Raw genomic sequence first — 14,957 nt, 5'->3', positions numbered from 1 at the left:
GTCCCTGGTTCGAGTCCAGGTCGCGGAGCCAAATGCAAAAGCCCCAGGTGAAAACCTGGGGCTTTTTTATTGCCTGACGGACTTTCACCAGGGACTACGTCCCCGGTTATTCGGCCCAAGGCCTCACCCCTTCGGGGCCGCGCTGAAGCGCGTTCGGCTAGCGCCTTGGAGTCCAGGTCGCGGAGCCAAATGCAAAAGCCCCAGGTGAAAACCTGGGGCTTTTGCTAACGACGACAGAGATCACGTCGCTGAAAGGCTCACCCTCAGGGCCGAGCGTTGAGTTGCTGCTGCAGGTTCTGCATCTGCGCAGTCAGGGTATTGATGTTACGCGTTACCTGAGCGCGGAAGGCATCGAATTCGGCCGTGTTGTTGCTCGGCTGCGGACGGTTGTCGAACTCGCTACGCAGCACCAGCAGATCCTGCTCCAGGCGCGCAATCGCCGAACTGGGATCGCCCTGCTTCTTCAGTGCCGCGACCTCTCCATCCAGCCCCTTGAGCTGCTCCTGCAGTTTGCCCACGCCAGCCAGGCCGCTCTTCTGCTCGCCAGCCAGCGTATCCAGGCGCTTACCAAACTCGTTGCTGGCACTCTGCTGCCCCTTCAACTGGGTAGCGAATTGATCGAGGCGCTTGCCCTGCTCGCCTTGCTGCCCGGCGACGCCCTGCTGTTGCTTGCTCAGTTCGGCCAGCTTGGTTTCCAATTGCTTGACCCGCAGCTTCAGGGCTTCGCTGTCGCTGGTCACGTTGGATTCGGTGGCCACCACCTTGCCGGAGATATCCTGAATGCGCCCCGCCGCCTCCTCACTGATGCGGGCGAAGCTTTCTTGGGTGGCAACCAGTTGCGCCTCCATCAGCGAAACCTGCTGGTAGCTCCACCAACTGAGCCCACCCAGGGCAATCATCAGAGCGCCGACCAGCGCCCACAACGGTCCGGTGCCGAAACCGCGACGGCGCTCCACCTGCGGATAGCTGCGCGCAGAGTTCTGCGGTGCCTGTGGAGCAGGCTGATCAAACTGGAATTCGTCGCGATCACGCGGGCCCGTGGTCAGACTAGGTACATGATCCAACTCATCGTGAGCGTCATTACGCATAAGAACCTTCAGTAACAGCTGTAAGAGAAATCGAGGCCGGCAGTATAACCGTTCACCCACCAGCTTAAGAGCCACCAGGCATCAGCAGCACCGCTGGACACCACGTGATCCGGCCTGCTAAATAGCCGCGCCCTACAACAAAAACAACACAGGGAAATCCGTAATGCGCAAGCTGATCATGCTGTGCCTGCTTTTGCTTTCGTCCACCGCATACGCCGCCACCGGCGTATTCCCCACCTCCACCTTCAACAACCTCGACTACGGTCTGTACTGGTTCGGCTATGGCGATACCTGGCAGAAAGCCGTTCCTGGGCATAGCAATGCCTATTACAGCGCCAGCAAACCCACGGTTATCTATATCCACGGCTGGCAGAATGGCGCCACCGCTCGGCAAGACCGCGAAACCTTCAACCGCAGTGGCGCTGGCGGCCCCAACCTCGACCTGGCCGCGGCCTGGCTAAACGCGGGGTACAACGTCGGCGTGCTGTACTGGAACCAGTTTGCCGACGAAGGTGAAGTCACCGACGCCGAAGCCAAAATCTGGAGCGCCAGCGGTCCACGCGCGATGCGCTGGCGCAATGCCAGTGGTGCCTACAGCAGCGGTCCGAACCAGTCGGTCGGCGATCTGCTGTTCCAGAGTTACAAGGACAACATGGCCGGCTACAGCGGCAACAATATCCGTATCCTTGGACACTCTCTGGGTAACCAGGTTGCCATCGTGCTGACCAAGAAGATCAGCGACGCAGTAACCGCCGGCAGCGTCAATGCCAAGTTGCTACCGAAACGAGTCGCGCTGCTCGACCCCTTCTACTCAAACAATGCCAAGAGCTGGCTGAACAACCAGTGGACCGGCGCCGTATCGCGCAGCTACGTCAGCACCCTGAAAGGCAAGGGTGTCATTTTCGAGGCCTACCGAAGCTCATCAGTTACCAGCACGGTGTTTGTCGGGGATGCCAATAGCGGGCTGATGAACATGACCGCCTTCACCGAGCTCAAGCCCTGGTACTTCAGCGCAACCCAGCAGACCGAGAAACACAACGCAGCGGTGTGGCACTACCTCTGGTCCTAAAGTTTCAGCGCACCACTGATCACCGGCACCAGCAATCAGGCCGCCTCCGCCAAAACATCAGACAGCCGCATTACAACCTTGATGAACGGCAGCAAGAAGCTGGTCCATGATCAGGGCGCGTACACCAAGGAGCCATCGGACGACAATTTCAAGGAACAGAACCGCTAAACCAGCCCGGGAGTCCGTACAGGGCAACGGACTCCCACGCCTTAACCAGGTGCAGATCGCACCAAGCCCGCGCACGTTTACCCCCCCGCTCCTGGTGAAAGGTCGCACATCAGGCTTATCACAGCCTGGCACGCGGCTTGCTCGGATCTGCCTGGGCATCGCTCGGCACACTCGCCGGGTATCGATTGACTGGGGAGCACCGATGGAACTGAACAAAGCCGTTCTGGACTGCATGCAAGCACTGCGTCGTCGCCTGCGTGAGGAGCTGAATCAAGACATCCGCCTGAGCCAACCGGATGCAGTGGAAGCCATGTTACTGGCCTGCCTGCGCTCCAATGAGCAGGCGACGCGTGAGCTGGGCATCCGACTTGCCGAACTCAGCGACTTTCACGGCGCCAGCAAGCCCCAGCCACGCAATACCTTCCACAGAGCCTCGCCAGAGACACCCCCGGCGATCGCTCAGTCTCAGCAAAGTGGTTCCGTGCGCATGTACCGCGGCCAACGCGTATACGCCTGAGCACAACAGCCTGGCGGACTGGACGAGTCGCCACTGAGGGTCAATAGTCAGCCCATCGAGTCTCGTCAGGGAGCACCGCATGGCCACTCGTCCCGCCTGGTTGACCTGCCTGGAAAGCAACCCACCGGCTTTGCTGGAAGCGGCCTTATGGATAGCCGTCGAGCATCATCCACAGCTGCAACCGGCCGAGGTGCTCCGCGAGTTCGCCAACCTGCGCCAGCAGGTATCCGCCGGCCTGCCCAACCTGTCCGCACCGGACCTGGCTCAGCCACTGCTGCGGCGCCTGGGCGAACTGGAATTTCATGAGGACGATGACCTGCCATTGCGCCCGCAGGCAGCATTGCTCAACCTGGTGCTGCAGCGCCGACGCGGCCAGCCACTGTCACTGGCGCTGATTGCCCTGGAGCTGGCCCAACGCCTGGATATTCCGTTGCAGGCCGTAAACTTCCCCGGCCACCTGCTGCTGCGTGTACCTGGAGCCGACCACCTGCTCGATCCCTGCAATGGCCGCCGCTTGTACACCAGAGACTGCCGCGAGCTGTTGCAGCGCATCGCCGGCCCCTCGGCTGAACTCCAGGCCCGGCACTTTTCGATCTGCGACGCACCCGGCCTGTTACTGCGCTTGTCGCGCAACCTGTGCAACCTGCACAGCGCCGCCGGCGACCACATGGCAGCCCTGAAGGATGCCGAGCGCATCCTCCTGCTCGCTCCGCCCAACAGCGCTGACCATCTGCTGCGTGCAGCGATCTACCACGAACTGGATTGTCCGCAAGCCGAGCGCTTCGACCTGGAGCGCGCCCTGCTGCTCTGCGAGGACGAGAGCGAGCGGGTCCGGCTGATCCAGCGTCTCGACCTGGCGGGCCGCGTCAAACACAGCACCGCGCTGCATTGATCCGGAGCCTTGAATCTCAACCATGCAAAAGGCCGGCATCACTGCCGGCCTTTTGCTAGAAACGATCAGCCGCTTGGCTGACTGCACCGCATCAGCGAAGCATCAACCTGCATGCTTTTGCAGGTTGGCCATCATCTCGCGCAGAGCGGTGACGTTGTCATCCGGGTGAACCGCACCCTCGAAGTCGCCAATCTGCTTCCAGCTGGCCGCCACGTCTTCCGGGCTGAAGCCCACGCGTGGGTCGAAGCCGGCGCCCAGGCTACGCTCCCAACGCACCTTGCCGACCCAGCCGCCCCCCACTTCGTAAAGGCCGCCGGTGTCCTTGCACTGCTCGCTGCCCAGGTACACCACCAGCGGGCTGACCAGCTCCGGCTTGAGCTGCTCGAATACCTGCGGCGGGATCAGGCCCTCGGTCATGCGGGTACCGCCGGTGGGGGCGATGGCGTTGACCAGCACATTGTTCTTGCGACCTTCGATGGCCAGGGTACGGGTCAGACCATACAGGCCGAGCTTGGCCATACCGTAGTTGGACTGGCCGAAGTTGCCGTAGATGCCGGAGGTGGAAGCGGTGAAGATCACCCGCCCGAAGCCCTGCTCACGCAGATGAGGCCAGGCCGCGTGGGTGACCTTGTAGGCACCCTCGACATGGACCTTGTAGACCAGATCCCAGTCGGCATCCTCCATCTTGATGAAAGACTTGTCGCGCAGGATGCCGGCATTGTTTACCACCACATCGACGCGCCCGAAGCTGTCTAGGGCGCATTGCACGATCTTGCCACCCTCGGTGACCGAATCATGGTTGGCCACGGCCTCGCCGCCGGCAGCACGAATCTCGGCCACCACCTTGTCGGCAGCGGAGGCATTGGCGCCCTCGCCATGGGTGCTACCGCCCAGATCGTTGACCACCACCTTGGCGCCATGTTTGGCGAACAGCAGTGCGTGAGCACGACCAAGACCACCACCCGCGCCGGTGACAATCACTACCTGGTTTTCAAAACGGATGGCGTCGCTCATGAACGGGCTCCTTGGCATGTCGGAAAAAGCCAAGTCTCCCGCAGCTCCGCGTTAACGACAATCAAACGCGGCGACACTGAATATCGGGCAATAAGGTGACGGGATGGTCACCTGAGCTATCACGCCAGACGCAGCAAGCTCAGGTGGTTGTAGAGGTGCATCACGTGTGCCTGGGTATAGGCTTCATGATCGAGAGCGCCATAGGCAAAGTGAGGCTGCAGCTCGCCAGTGTGTGCGGCAAAGCGTTCGAAAGCGGCCTGCAGGCGCTGTAAGGCGGCCTCCTGACTGGCCGGTTCGGCCAGCGCTGCAGCACCGGGAATGGCCTCGGTCAGTGGATGACGCATGGCACCGCGGGCGCTGAATACAGCGAAAGCAGCCGGGCCGACACTGTGGCGGAACCAGGCCGGCTTCAGCTCGGGATAGCCATCGAGCGAGTACTCGATACTCTGCGCACAGTGGTTGAACACCTCACTCGGGCTCCAGCCCTTGAGATTGACCAGAGTCTTGTTGTGGAACGACGCCAGCACCTGGCGCGCCCCGTCCAGGCTCAGCGCTGCCGGAGACACCCCGGCAGGCAAAGCCCAGAAACCCGCTCCCAGAACCGCTACACCGCCCACTGCGGCGCCTTTCAACAGAGTACGTCGCTGCACGTCTTGGCCTCCAGCCGATCACGGAACTGCAGATAATGATCAAGCACCTCTGCGGGTGCCTCGGTCTGCGGATAGTGGCCGATGGCCGGCAGCAAAACCGTGTCGGGGCTCTCGATCAGCTCACGATAGCGCTCGACCATGTGCGCGCCCGAGATGGGATCCAGCGCACCGTCGATGACCCGCAGCGGTACGTCGGTAGCCTGCATTGCCGCCACCCAGCGCTCACGATTGGCACGCCGGTCGAGGATGTAGCGGATCAGCAGGTGCATCACCTTCGGCCCGTCGTTGTGCGCGATCAGTGCCCAGAAGGCATCCAGCTCGACCTCGCTGGGGGGGGTCTTGGGGCCGAACACCGTACGGAAGTTCTTCGCCAGGGTGCGCCGCGAAAATAGCCGACCGAGCAGCGGGCCCAGCGGGCCGAGCAGCAGCTTCTGGGTCAACACCGGATAGTGGGTCTCGGGAAACAGGCCGCCGTTGAGAAACACGCAGCTGGCCAGCCGGATGCCCCCGCTATGGTGCCGGGCGATCAGCTCCTGGGCCACGCTGTCGCCGTAGTCGTGGGCCAGCACATGCACCGGCCCGTCGATCCCCAGATGAGCCAGCAGCGCCTGCTGCAGATCGGCCTGCTCCAGCAGGTTGTAGGCATGGCCACGCGGCTTGGCCGAGTAGCCGAAGCCGAGCATGTCGCAGGCAATTACCTGATAACGCTGCGCCAACGGCTGCCACAGGTAGTGCCAATCCCAGCTGGCGGTGGGGAAACCGTGGATCAGCAGCAGCGGTTCGCCCTCGCCCGCCGTCCAGTAGCGGATCGCCTGGCCGTTGAAGCTGAAGCCGCGTCCCTGCGCCCGCCAGTCGGCCAGCGCGATGCCCGGCAGCGCACTCACTGGTCGTAGCCCGGCATCTGCTGGTCGAGCTTGCGCAGCAGCGCCGGCCAGGCCAGCGAACCGCCCATGCCCTGACTGGTCTTCATCACCCCGGCGATCATCGCCGCGGAACCGTCGAGGATCTGTTGCGGGATATGGATCAGCTCGGCGCCACCACTCTGCGCCATGACCTGCGCCTCGCAGGCGCGCTGCAGGGTGAACATGCCGAGGAAGGCATCGGCGATGCTACCGAAGGCGGTCAGCAGGCCGTGGTTGGGCAGGATGAAGAAATGCTTGTCGCTCAGGTCAGCCTGCAGGCGCACCTTCTCCTCGTGATTGATCGCCACGCCTTCGTAGTCGTGGTAGGCCAGGCTGGAGAGCACGAACAGCGACTGCTGGGAGATCGGCAGCAGGCCCTGCTTCTGCGCCGATACGGCGATGCCGGCGGCAGTGTGGGTGTGCAACACGCAACCTACGTCGTGACGGACTTCGTGGATGGCGCTGTGGATGGTGTAGCCGGCCGGATTGATCTCGTAGGGGCTGTCCATCAGCTTCTTGCCGGAGAGGTCGACCTTCACCAGGCTGGAGGCAGTGATCTCATGGAACATCAGGCCGAAGGGATTGATCAGGAAGTCTTCGGTGCCCGGCACCTTGGCCGAGATATGGGTGAAGATCAGGTCGTCCCAGCCGTGCATGGCGATCAGCCGGTAGCAGGCAGCGAGATCGACGCGGGCCTGCCACTCGGCAGCGGAAACCTGATCTTTGATATTCGGGAGATTGAGTGGAGCGTTCACGGTGGATACCTCGGCACTTGTTGTTGTGCCAAGGAGTCTAGCGCCCACCTCTGCCCGCTCCAGTCGCCTTGCAGGCCAGCGCATTGGCCTTGCGGGTCATAACAGCTCGGGGTAATTGCCGGCCAAAAGCGGCCAGCCGGCCTGAACCTGAGGCTCGTCAGACAGCAGGGAAAAGCGCTCAAAGAGAAACTCCGGCGCCACCGTGCAACCGACCAGGGTGAAATCCCCCTGGCTGCGCGCCGCTTGCCAGGCATTGGCCGGCACCACGCGTTGCGGCAGCTGGCCTGCTGCCACCGCCCCCAAGACTTCACAGCGCACGGTTCCAGGCGTCTCTGCGATCAGAAGCTCCAATGGCGCGCCTTCATGAAAATGCCAGAGCTCATCGCTATCGATGCGGTGCCAGCGGCTGACCGCCCCCGCCGGCAGCAGGAAGAGGATAGCGCTGGAGGCAGCGCGGCCGTTGGCATCACATTGCGACGAAGTGAACAGGCGCCGGTAGAAGCCGCCTTCGGGATGAGCGGTCAGCTGCAGTTCATGAACCAACTGGGCAGCGCGCGGATGCATCAGGCTTTGAGCACCTTGATCAGCTCGGCCAGCCAGGGCTGGGCATCTTCGTCCGGAGTGACCGTTTCGCTGGCATCCAGGCGCAGCATCGGCACGACCTCGCGCACACCCAGCTCAAGCAGCAGTTCGCGCATCTGCTCGCCGCCGCCACAGAACACATCGTAGCTGGAATCACCCAAGGCGATCACCGCGCCGGGCATGCCAGCCCAGGCCGGGAAACGGTCACGCAGCGCGTAATAGAGATTCTGGATATTGCCCGGCAGCTCACCCATACCTGTAGTGGAGGTCACCACCAGCACCGCCTCCGGGGCAAAAGCAAGCAGCTCGTCGAGAGCCACACCCGGCTTGTGCCAGGCCTCGAAGCCGGACTGGTCGAACACTTCGGTGGCACGGCGAGCAACGTCCTCGGCAGCGCCATAGACCGAACCGGAGAGGATGGCAATCTTCATGAATCACTCCGCAACATGCTGAAATTGCCAGGCATTATGCCGCAAGTGAGTATCTAGCCGGGATGCCCTAGAATCTTGCCATTAGCGACGGAGAACCGCAGATGATCAACGCCAAGCTCCTGCAACTGGTGGTCAACGCCTCAAACGATGGCATCGTGGTGGCCGAACAGGAGGGAGAGGACAACATCCTGATCTACGCCAACCCAGCCTTCGAGCGCCTGACCGGCTATGTCGGCGACGACATTCTCTATCAGGACTGCCGCTTCCTGCAGGGTGATGAGCGCGACCAGGCCGGCATTGTCGCCATCCGCCGGGCAATCCGTGAGGGCAAACCCTGCCGTCAGATCATCCGCAATTACCGCAAGGATGGCTCACCGTTCTGGAACGAACTGTCGATCACGCCAGTGTTCAACGAAGGTGACCAACTCACCTACTACATCGGCATCCAGAAGGATGTCAGTGTCGAGGTTGAGGCCAAACAGCGCGTCAGGGAACTCGAAGCCGAAGTAGCACGTCTGAAGGCTGAGATCGCCACGCTTGAAGCAGACCGTCAATAAAGCCAGACATGAATTCGGCTCATAAATTGCTTGCGATCATGCATACCCGCGGAGGGGCCCATGTCCGAGCATCCCACCCTGTCCGACGAAGAGTTGGACTACATTCGCCAGCTGTTCAGCAGCCAACTGATTGGTAATCCCTTGCCGATTCCGGCGTTCAAGGTCGATGGCGGGCCACTGGCCAATGCCTTGCTCAGCCGTCTGGGCGTTCATGCCGAGCTCAGCCTGCAGGCGCAACTGGAGCACTGCCGTATCAGTTTCCCACTGATGCTGGTGGAGGACGAACTGCATGGCTTGCAATTGGAGATGGGTGCCCCAAGTATCTATGAAGAGGGTGAAGTACTGCGGCCCTGGCGCCTGACTCTGAAAAAGCCACTGGCACTGCGCCAGGCCAACGGTAGATCCAGCCATATGCGGGTGCTGGAACTGGCTCCCGGCAGCCTGCTGCTACAAGCCGGCAACGGTCATCCGCTGCCTGAGCAGTTCGACCTCTGGCTGGCACTGCCCGGGGCCGAGAGCATGCCGATACATGGTCAGCTGATTCGCCATACCGACGGCAACCGCGCTGCCTACTTCCTGCAATTGCAGCATCGCGAACATGGCGAGCGGATTCGCCAGTTTCTTTTCGAACAATATCGCGAGCGGCACCCGCAACTGCAGGCAACCGGCTGAGTGTCATAGATAACTGCCAATCTCAGAGTGAAGACGCATAGGCCAAACCAATCGTGGTTATGTCTTCATTCAATTTAGCGATTAAGACCGATGCGGCTAGAATGCGCGGCATCAAGTTTCCAAACCCCAACAGGAGTTCTCTCATGTCCCTGATCAACACCCAGGTTCAACCCTTCAGCGCCAACGCCTTCCACAATGGCGAGTTCATCCAGGTCACCGAGGAAAGCCTGAAAGGCAAGTGGTCCGTACTGATCTTCATGCCGGCCGCCTTCACCTTCAACTGCCCGACCGAAATCGAAGACGCTGCCAACAACTACGCTGAGTTCCAGAAGGCCGGTGCCGAGGTCTACATCGTGACCACCGACACCCACTTCTCGCACAAGGTCTGGCACGAGACTTCCCCGGCCGTTGGCAAGGCTCAGTTCCCGCTGATCGGCGACCCGACCCACCAGCTGACCCGCGCCTTCGGCGTGCACATCGAAGAAGAAGGTCTGGCTCTGCGTGGCACCTTCGTGATCAACCCGGAAGGCGTGATCAAGACCCTGGAAATCCACTCCAACGAAATCGCCCGTGACGTTTCCGAGACCCTGCGCAAGCTGAAAGCTGCTCAGTACACCGCGGCTAACCCGGGTCAGGTTTGCCCGGCCAAGTGGAAAGAAGGCGAGAAGACCCTGGCTCCTTCCCTGGACCTGGTCGGCAAGATCTAAGATCTGCCTAGGGGCCAGAGAGCCCCACCCCGCTTTGCGCTTCGTCGGCTGACATCCAGCCGCAAGTGCCCGAACGCCCGGGCGCGATCCGCCCGGGCGTTTGTTTGTCCGAAATTCGCTATTCGCCAGAGGAATCCCGTCATGTTGGACGCCAATCTGAAAGCCCAGTTGAAGACCTACCTCGAGAAGGTCACCCAGCCGTTCGAGATCGTCGCCAGCCTCGATGACGGCGATAAATCGCAAGAGCTGCTCGGACTGCTCAACGATATCGTCGGCCTGACCGACAAGATCACCCTGAAGACCGACGGCAGCGATGCCCGCCGTCCGTCCTTCGCCCTCAACCGCGTGGGCGAAGACACCGGCGTGACCTTCGCCGGTATCCCCATGGGCCACGAGTTCACCTCGCTGGTGCTGGCCCTGCTGCAAGTCGGTGGTCACCCGTCCAAGCTGGACGCCGAGACCATCGCCCAGATCAAGAGCATCGAAGGCACCTTCGAGTTCGAAACCTACTTCTCGCTGAGCTGCCAGAACTGCCCGGACGTGGTCCAGGCGCTGAACCTGATGGCCGTGCTCAACCCCAACATCCGCAACGTGTCCATCGACGGCGCGCTGTTCCAGGAAGAAGTCGAGCGCCGCCAGATCATGGCCGTGCCGAGCATCTACCTGAACGGCGAAGTGTTCGGCGCCGGGCGCATGGAAGTGAAGGAAATCCTCGCCAAGATCGATACCAACGCCGGCAGTCGTGACGCCGAGAAGATGAACGCCAAGGACGCCTTCGACGTGCTGGTGGTTGGTGGTGGCCCGGCCGGCGCCGCCGCCGCAATCTACGCTGCGCGCAAAGGTATCCGCACCGGCGTTGCCGCCGAGCGTTTCGGCGGCCAGGTGCTGGACACCATGGCCATCGAGAACTTCATCTCGGTACAGGAGACCGAAGGCCCGAAACTGGCCCGCGCCCTGGAAGAGCATGTGCGCCAGTACGACGTCGACATCATGAACCTGCAGCGCGCCAGCGCCCTGGTCCCGGCCAGCAGCGAAGGCGGCCTGCACGAAGTGAAGTTCGACAACGGCGCCAGCCTCAAGGCCAAGACCGTAATCCTCTCCACCGGCGCCCGCTGGCGCGAGATGGGCGTGCCGGGCGAGCAGGAATACAAGGCCAAGGGCGTGTGCTTCTGCCCGCACTGCGACGGCCCCCTGTTCAAGGGCAAGCGCGTGGCGGTGATCGGCGGCGGTAACTCCGGCGTCGAGGCGGCGATTGATCTCGCAGGCATCGTCGCCCACGTCACCCTGCTGGAGTTCGCTGACACCCTGCGTGCCGACGCCGTGCTGCAGAACAAGCTGAACAGCCTGCCGAACGTCACAGTGATCAAGAGCGCGCAGACCACCGAAGTGGTGGGCGATGGCCAGAAGGTCACCGGCCTGGTCTACAAGGATCGCACCACGGAAGAACTGCACACCGTCGAACTGGAGGGCATCTTCGTGCAGATCGGCCTGCTGCCGAACAGCGACTGGTTGAAAGGCACCGTGGAGCTGAACCGCTTCGGCGAGATCATCGTCGACGCCAAGGGTGCCACCAACATCCCCGGCGTGTTCGCCGCCGGCGACGTGACCACCGTGCCGTACAAGCAGATCGTCATCGCCGTAGGCGAAGGTTCGAAGGCCTCGCTGAGCGCCTTCGATCATCTGATCCGCCAGAGCTGATCGTTACAATCAGTTGTAGCGCGGTTAGAACCGCCAAAAAAAACGGGAGCCCATTGGGCTCCCGTACTCGATCAGTAGAGTAAAACCACGGCGGCAACACCGGCCGTGGCTACAACCTCACCAGCGTCCACATGGAACGCTTGTACCCAGTCTGGCAAAAACGAGCGCTTGCTTTGTAGGTGCTTGGTTAACGCTGTGTAAAGAAATGCAAACGGTTGGCTGCCTCACGCTGACCACGGCAGAATGCCGGCCATGCATATCCCCCCTTTCTGCCAACTGCACAATGACCTGCCTGCCCTGCTACCCGGCACCTGCCTGGTGCAGGCTCGTTTCGACCCGGCGCAACTGCAGGCCGAGGACTTCAGTCGCTGCGACGTGCCCCCGGTGCGTGGCGTGGCCAAGCGCCAGGCCGAGCACCTGGCCGGGCGCCTGTGTGCGCGCAGCGCGCTGCACAGTCTCTGCGGTCAGGCGTTGACTCCCGGCCGCGATACCGATGGCGTGCCGATATGGCCAGCGGGCATCAGCGGCTCCATCACCCATGGCCATGGCCAGGCCGCCGCCCTGGTGGCACTGAGCCGCGACTGGCGCAGCCTGGGCATCGACCTGGAACAGCAGCTGAAACCCGAGCGTGCCACTCGCCTGGCCGCGGAAATCCTCACCCCGGACGAGCTGCAACGCAGCGGCGGCCTGTCACCGGCCGAATTCGCCCAGCGTGTGACCCTGACCTTCTCGCTCAAGGAGAGCCTGTTCAAGGCCCTCTTCCCGTTGGTGCGCCAGCGTTTCTACTTCCACGACGCCGAATTGCTCGAAGCAGACGGCGAGCAGGCCCGCCTGCGCCTGCTGCTCGACCTGCATCGCGAATGGCCGAGTGGTAGCGAGCTGGATGGCCACTACCGCAGCCAGGCCGACTCCCTGCTCAGCCTGGTCGCCATCTAATCCCCCGCTCAGGCCAGCTCGGCGCGCAACTGTTTGGCCGCGGCCACCATGTTCACCAGCGCCGCTTCGGTTTCCGCCCAGGCGCGGGTCTTCAGGCCGCAGTCCGGGTTGACCCACAGGCGCTCGGCCGGCACCCACTGCGCAGCCTTGCGCAGCAGCTGGGCCATTTCGCGGCTGTCCGGCACCCGTGGCGAGTGGATGTCGTACACGCCCGGGCCGATCTCGTTGGGGTAGTCGAAGGCCTCGAAGGCGCGCAGCAGCTCCATGTCCGAACGCGAGGTCTCGATGGTGATCACGTCGGCGTCCATGGCGGCGATGGACTCGATCACGTCGTTGAACTCGCTGTAGCACATGTGGGTGTGGATCTGCGTCTCGTCGCGTACACCGCTGGCAGTCAGACGGAAGGCCTCGGTGGCCCAGTCCAGGTAGTGCTGCCAACCCGCCTTGCGCAGCGGCAGGCCTTCGCGGAAGGCAGCCTCGTCGATCTGGATGACCTTGATCCCAGCCGCTTCCAGGTCGACCACCTCGTCGCGAATGGCCAGCGCCAGCTGGCGCGCCTGCTGCTCGCGGGAGATGTCGTCACGCGGGAAGGACCACATCAGCATGGTCACCGGGCCGGTCAGCATGCCCTTCATGACCTTGTCAGTGCAGCGCTGGGCGTAGGCGATCCACTCCACCGTCATCGGCTTGGGTCGCGACAGGTCGCCAACGATCACCGCCGGCTTCACACAGCGCGAGCCGTAGCTCTGCACCCAGCCGAAGCGGGTGAAAGCGTAGCCGTCGAGCTGCTCGGCGAAATACTCGACCATGTCGTTGCGCTCGGCCTCGCCATGCACCAGCACGTCCAGGCCCAGCTGCTCCTGAATCTGTACCGCATGGCGGATTTCCGCGTGCATGGCTTCGGTGTATTCGGCGGCGGACAGCTTGCCAGCCTTGTATGACTGGCGCGCCAGGCGGATGGCCGAGGTCTGCGGGAAGGAGCCGATGGTGGTGGTGGGGAACGGCGGCAGGTCGAGCAGCGCGCGCTGCCCGGCGATGCGCTCGGCGAACGGCGACTGGCGCTGGCTATCGGCAGGACGGATGGCAGCCAGGCGCGCCTGCACGGCCGGTTTGTGGATACGTGGCGACTGCGCCCGACTGGCCTGCACCTGGCGGCTCTCGGCCAGCGCAGCCTGCACCTCGGCGGCCTGCGGCTCGCGCAAAGCCCTGGCCAGCACGGCGACCTCCTGGCACTTCTGCACGGCGAAGGCGAGCCAGCTCTTCAGATCGGCATCCAGCTGGTCTTCCCGATTCAGATCAACCGGGCTGTGCAGCAGCGAGCAGCTCGGCGCCACCCACAGACGACTGCCCAGACGCTCATGGGCCTGCTGCAGGATATCCAGGGCTTTTTCCAGATCGGTGCGCCAGACATTGCGGCCGTTGACCACGCCGAGCGACAGCACCTTGTAGGCCGGCAGGCGGTCGAGGATGGCTGGGAACTGCTCTGGCGCGCGCACCAGGTCGATATGCAGGCCATCCACCGGCAGCGCGGCAGCCAGGCCAAGATTGTCTTCCAGGCCGGCGAAGTAGGTAGCGATCAGCTTCTTGCCCGGCTCCTTCTGCAGCAGGTTGTAGGCGCGCTCGAAGGCGTTCTTCCAGGCCTGCGGCAGGTCGAGGGCGAGAATCGGCTCGTCGATCTGCACCCAGTCGATACCCTGGGCGGCCAGGCGCTGGAGGATCTCGCCATAGACTGGCAGCAGGCGTTCGAGCAGGTCGAGACGATCAAAGTCGCCACCCTTCTCCTTGCCCAGCCACAGGTAGGTCAGCGGGCCGATCAGCACCGGTTTGAGGGTGTGGCCCAGGGCCTGGCCTTCCTCCACCTCCTCGAACAGCTGTTCCCAGCTCAGGCTGAACTGCTGGTCACGGGAAAACTCGGGGACCAGGTAGTGGTAGTTGGTGTCGAACCACTTGGTCATCTCTTGCGCGTGGGCGCCACCGCAGCAGGTGTTCTGGCTGCTCTTGTTTCCAGAAACCCCTCGGGCCATGCCGAACAGGGTATCCAGGGTCGGCTTGCCGCCGTGGGTGTGGAAGCGCTCGGGGATCACACCGAAGGTCAGGGAGTAGGTCAGTACCTGGTCGTACCAGGCGAAGTCACCGACCGGCAGCAGTTCGATGCCGGCGTCCTTCTGCAGCTGCCAGTGGGCGGCGCGCAGCTCGCGGCCGATGGCGCGCAGGCCGGCCTCATCCAGTTCGCCCTTCCAATAGGCTTCTACGGCCTTCTTCAGCTCGCGGTCGCGACCGATGCGGGGGAAGCCGAGGTTATGTGCCAATGCCATTTGT

Annotated in this window: 16 protein-coding genes; 8 read left to right on the top strand and 8 right to left on the bottom strand. The window is 62.8% G+C overall.

Annotated features, from left to right (window positions below; all coding sequences use genetic code 11):
• Nucleotides 1-263: 263 nt before the first annotated feature.
• Nucleotides 264-1,088, bottom strand: a complete 825-nt coding sequence (locus P7A97_RS20020; protein ID WP_277692225.1) for an ATPase — start codon at nucleotides 1,086-1,088, stop codon at nucleotides 264-266.
• Nucleotides 1,089-1,251: 163 nt separating this feature from the next.
• Here P7A97_RS20020 and P7A97_RS20015 point away from each other — a divergent pair, with 163 nt between their 5' ends.
• The 3 genes from P7A97_RS20015 (at nucleotide 1,252) to P7A97_RS20005 (ending at nucleotide 3,734) form a co-directional block, all read left to right on the top strand.
• Nucleotides 1,252-2,157: a hypothetical protein gene (locus P7A97_RS20015; RefSeq protein ID WP_277692224.1), complete on the top strand. Its 906-nt coding sequence runs from the start codon at nucleotides 1,252-1,254 to the stop codon at nucleotides 2,155-2,157.
• A 370-nt stretch (nucleotides 2,158-2,527) separates the two neighbouring features.
• Nucleotides 2,528-2,842, top strand: a complete 315-nt coding sequence (locus P7A97_RS20010; RefSeq protein ID WP_277692223.1) for a hypothetical protein — start codon at nucleotides 2,528-2,530, stop codon at nucleotides 2,840-2,842.
• Nucleotides 2,843-2,921: 79 nt separating this feature from the next.
• Nucleotides 2,922-3,734 (top strand): transglutaminase family protein, encoded by an 813-nt coding sequence (locus P7A97_RS20005; RefSeq protein WP_277692222.1) that lies wholly within the window; start codon nucleotides 2,922-2,924, stop codon nucleotides 3,732-3,734.
• Between the two features lie 102 nt (nucleotides 3,735-3,836).
• Here P7A97_RS20005 and P7A97_RS20000 read toward each other — a convergent pair whose 3' ends face one another.
• The 6 genes from P7A97_RS20000 to P7A97_RS19975 all read right to left on the bottom strand — a co-directional run bounded on the left by P7A97_RS20000 (nucleotide 3,837) and on the right by P7A97_RS19975 (nucleotide 8,068).
• Nucleotides 3,837-4,748, bottom strand: a complete 912-nt coding sequence (locus tag P7A97_RS20000) for an SDR family oxidoreductase (RefSeq protein WP_277692220.1) — start codon at nucleotides 4,746-4,748, stop codon at nucleotides 3,837-3,839.
• Between the two features lie 119 nt (nucleotides 4,749-4,867).
• Nucleotides 4,868-5,398 (bottom strand): DUF1569 domain-containing protein, encoded by a 531-nt coding sequence (locus P7A97_RS19995; RefSeq protein WP_277692219.1) that lies wholly within the window; start codon nucleotides 5,396-5,398, stop codon nucleotides 4,868-4,870.
• The gene (locus tag P7A97_RS19990) at nucleotides 5,377-6,282 is read right to left on the bottom strand and encodes an alpha/beta hydrolase (RefSeq protein ID WP_277692218.1); all 906 of its coding nucleotides are present in this window, start codon (nucleotides 6,280-6,282) and stop codon (nucleotides 5,377-5,379) included. The genes P7A97_RS19995 and P7A97_RS19990 overlap by 22 nt, the downstream gene beginning before the upstream one ends.
• Entirely contained in the window at nucleotides 6,279-7,055 is a 777-nt protein-coding gene (locus P7A97_RS19985; RefSeq protein ID WP_277692217.1) for a class II aldolase/adducin family protein, read from the bottom strand. Before P7A97_RS19985 ends, P7A97_RS19990 begins: the two co-directional genes overlap by 4 nt.
• Nucleotides 7,056-7,151: 96 nt before the next feature.
• Entirely contained in the window at nucleotides 7,152-7,619 is a 468-nt protein-coding gene (locus tag P7A97_RS19980; RefSeq protein ID WP_277692215.1) for a cupin domain-containing protein, read from the bottom strand.
• Nucleotides 7,619-8,068: a flavodoxin gene (locus tag P7A97_RS19975; protein ID WP_277692214.1), complete on the bottom strand. Its 450-nt coding sequence runs from the start codon at nucleotides 8,066-8,068 to the stop codon at nucleotides 7,619-7,621. The genes P7A97_RS19980 and P7A97_RS19975 overlap by 1 nt, the downstream gene beginning before the upstream one ends.
• A gap of 101 nt (nucleotides 8,069-8,169) precedes the next feature.
• On the opposite strand from P7A97_RS19975, the gene P7A97_RS19970 reads away from it, so the two are divergent.
• From P7A97_RS19970 to P7A97_RS19950, 5 genes are all read left to right on the top strand, one after another.
• The gene (locus tag P7A97_RS19970; protein ID WP_277692213.1) at nucleotides 8,170-8,625 is read left to right on the top strand and encodes a PAS domain-containing protein; all 456 of its coding nucleotides are present in this window, start codon (nucleotides 8,170-8,172) and stop codon (nucleotides 8,623-8,625) included.
• A 60-nt stretch (nucleotides 8,626-8,685) separates the two neighbouring features.
• Nucleotides 8,686-9,297 carry a hypothetical protein gene (locus tag P7A97_RS19965; RefSeq protein WP_277692212.1) on the top strand — a complete coding sequence of 204 codons (612 nt, stop codon included), beginning with the start codon at nucleotides 8,686-8,688 and terminating at the stop codon, nucleotides 9,295-9,297.
• Nucleotides 9,298-9,440: 143 nt separating this feature from the next.
• Nucleotides 9,441-10,004 carry an alkyl hydroperoxide reductase subunit C gene (ahpC, locus tag P7A97_RS19960; RefSeq protein WP_277692211.1) on the top strand — a complete coding sequence of 188 codons (564 nt, stop codon included), beginning with the start codon at nucleotides 9,441-9,443 and terminating at the stop codon, nucleotides 10,002-10,004.
• A 141-nt stretch (nucleotides 10,005-10,145) separates the two neighbouring features.
• Nucleotides 10,146-11,702: an alkyl hydroperoxide reductase subunit F gene (gene ahpF / locus P7A97_RS19955; RefSeq protein WP_277692210.1), complete on the top strand. Its 1,557-nt coding sequence runs from the start codon at nucleotides 10,146-10,148 to the stop codon at nucleotides 11,700-11,702.
• A gap of 252 nt (nucleotides 11,703-11,954) precedes the next feature.
• Nucleotides 11,955-12,638, top strand: coding sequence for a 4'-phosphopantetheinyl transferase superfamily protein (locus P7A97_RS19950; protein WP_277692209.1), 684 nt, complete (start codon nucleotides 11,955-11,957; stop codon nucleotides 12,636-12,638).
• An 8-nt stretch (nucleotides 12,639-12,646) separates the two neighbouring features.
• Here P7A97_RS19950 and metE read toward each other — a convergent pair whose 3' ends face one another.
• The gene (metE, locus tag P7A97_RS19945) at nucleotides 12,647-14,953 is read right to left on the bottom strand and encodes a 5-methyltetrahydropteroyltriglutamate--homocysteine S-methyltransferase (RefSeq protein WP_277692207.1); all 2,307 of its coding nucleotides are present in this window, start codon (nucleotides 14,951-14,953) and stop codon (nucleotides 12,647-12,649) included.
• Nucleotides 14,954-14,957 lie beyond the last annotated feature (4 nt).

It is taken from the genome of Pseudomonas sp. GOM6 (genome assembly GCF_029537485.1).
GTDB lineage: Bacteria > Pseudomonadota > Gammaproteobacteria > Pseudomonadales > Pseudomonadaceae > Aquipseudomonas.
This window is presented reverse-complemented; position numbering and strand designations above follow the sequence as displayed.

Bases quoted from the DNA above. Each gene is read 5' to 3' on its own strand.
- P7A97_RS20020 (WP_277692225.1), bottom strand. From the start codon at position 1,088: ATGCGTAATGACGCTCACGATGAGTTGGATCATGTACCTAGTCTGACC.
- P7A97_RS20015 (WP_277692224.1), top strand. From the start codon at position 1,252: ATGCGCAAGCTGATCATGCTGTGCCTGCTTTTGCTTTCGTCCACCGCA.
- P7A97_RS20010 (WP_277692223.1), top strand. From the start codon at position 2,528: ATGGAACTGAACAAAGCCGTTCTGGACTGCATGCAAGCACTGCGTCGT.
- P7A97_RS20005 (WP_277692222.1), top strand. From the start codon at position 2,922: ATGGCCACTCGTCCCGCCTGGTTGACCTGCCTGGAAAGCAACCCACCG.
- P7A97_RS20000 (WP_277692220.1), bottom strand. From the start codon at position 4,748: ATGAGCGACGCCATCCGTTTTGAAAACCAGGTAGTGATTGTCACCGGC.
- P7A97_RS19980 (WP_277692215.1), bottom strand. From the start codon at position 7,619: ATGCATCCGCGCGCTGCCCAGTTGGTTCATGAACTGCAGCTGACCGCT.
- P7A97_RS19975 (WP_277692214.1), bottom strand. From the start codon at position 8,068: ATGAAGATTGCCATCCTCTCCGGTTCGGTCTATGGCGCTGCCGAGGAC.
- P7A97_RS19970 (WP_277692213.1), top strand. From the start codon at position 8,170: ATGATCAACGCCAAGCTCCTGCAACTGGTGGTCAACGCCTCAAACGAT.
- P7A97_RS19965 (WP_277692212.1), top strand. From the start codon at position 8,686: ATGTCCGAGCATCCCACCCTGTCCGACGAAGAGTTGGACTACATTCGC.
- ahpC (WP_277692211.1), top strand. From the start codon at position 9,441: ATGTCCCTGATCAACACCCAGGTTCAACCCTTCAGCGCCAACGCCTTC.
- ahpF (WP_277692210.1), top strand. From the start codon at position 10,146: ATGTTGGACGCCAATCTGAAAGCCCAGTTGAAGACCTACCTCGAGAAG.
- P7A97_RS19950 (WP_277692209.1), top strand. From the start codon at position 11,955: ATGCATATCCCCCCTTTCTGCCAACTGCACAATGACCTGCCTGCCCTG.
- metE (WP_277692207.1), bottom strand. From the start codon at position 14,953: ATGGCATTGGCACATAACCTCGGCTTCCCCCGCATCGGTCGCGACCGC.